General features: G+C 45.9%; 1 protein-coding gene. It reads left to right on the plus strand.

Annotation, left to right across the window (positions count from 1 at the left end; translation table 11 throughout):
• A partial coding sequence (locus EWZ81_RS02505) for a SabA family sialic acid-binding adhesin (RefSeq protein ID WP_341846687.1) occupies positions 1–1,348 on the plus strand: 1,348 nt, incomplete at both ends.

Here is a 1,348-nt window from a genome sequence, read left to right on the forward strand (position 1 = left end):
CGCTGAAGACGACGGCTTTTACACAAGCGTAGGCTATCAAATCGGTGAAGCCGCTCAAATGGTAACAAACACCAAAGGCATTCAAGAGCTTTCAGACAATTATGAAAAGCTGAACAATCTTTTAACCCGATACAGCACCCTAAACACCCTGATCAAATTGTCCACTGATCCGAGCGCTGTCAGTGGCGCGATCAACAATTTGAACGCGGGCGCGACGGGTTTGCTCAAAGAAAAAACCAATTCCCCCGCCTATCAAGCCGTCTCTTTAGCGTTAAACGCCGCGGTGGGCTTGTGGAATACCATCGGCTATGCGGTAATGTGTGGGAACGGGAACAACACAGATAGTGGGCCTGGCAGCGTGATCTTTAATGGCCAACCAGGACAGAGTTCCACGCAAATTACTTGCAACCGGTATGAATCAACTGGTCCTGGTAAAAGCATGTCTATTGATGAATTCAAGAAACTCAATGAAGCCTATCAAATCATCCAACAAGCTTTAAAAAAAGGGAAAGGGTTTCCTGAACTAGGCGGGCAAGGCACAAACGTGAGTGTTAATTATAAATACGAATGCAAACAGATTAGTGATATCAACGGCGGTGTGAATCAGTTCTGCCAGGCTAAAAATGGTAGCAGTAATAGTAGCACTAGCACGCAAACGACTACTCAAGACGGCGTAACGATCAACACTACCTATAAGGATAATGAAGCCACCGTCAAATTTAGCATCACCAATAACGCTCAACAGCTTTTAAATCAAGCGGCCCACATCATGCAAGTCCTTAACACGCAATGCCCTTTAGTGCGATCTAGGAATAATGAAAACGCTACGGGTGATGGCAGCCCATGGGGTTTAAGCACATCCGGGAATGCGTGCCAAATCTTCCAGCAGGAATTTAGCCAGGTTACTAGCATGATCAAAAACGCCCAAGAAATCGTCGCGCAAAGCCAAATCGCTAACGCTAACCAAAAAGCAGAAATAACTAACCCCAGTAACTTCAACCCTTTCACAGATGCTAGCTTCGCTCAAAGCATGCTCAAAAACGCTAAAGCGCAAGCAGAGATGTTCAATTTAGCTGAGCAAGTGAAACAAAATTTGGAAGTCATGCAAAACAGCAATAACGTTAATGAGAGATTAGCAGGATTTGGGGAAAAAATGACCAATTTTGTTAGCGCTTTTTTGGCAAGTTGCCGCAATGGGGGTGGGACATTGCCTGATGAAGGGGTTACTAGCAACACTTGGGGGGCAGGCTGTGCGTATGTGGGAGAGACGATAAGCGCCCTAACCAACAGCATCGCCCATTTTGGCACTCAAGAACAGCAAATACAGCAAGCCGAAAACATCGCTGAC

Origin of the sequence: Helicobacter pylori (genome assembly GCF_011140715.1) — a bacterium.
Classification (GTDB): Bacteria; Campylobacterota; Campylobacteria; order Campylobacterales; family Helicobacteraceae; genus Helicobacter; species Helicobacter pylori_DA.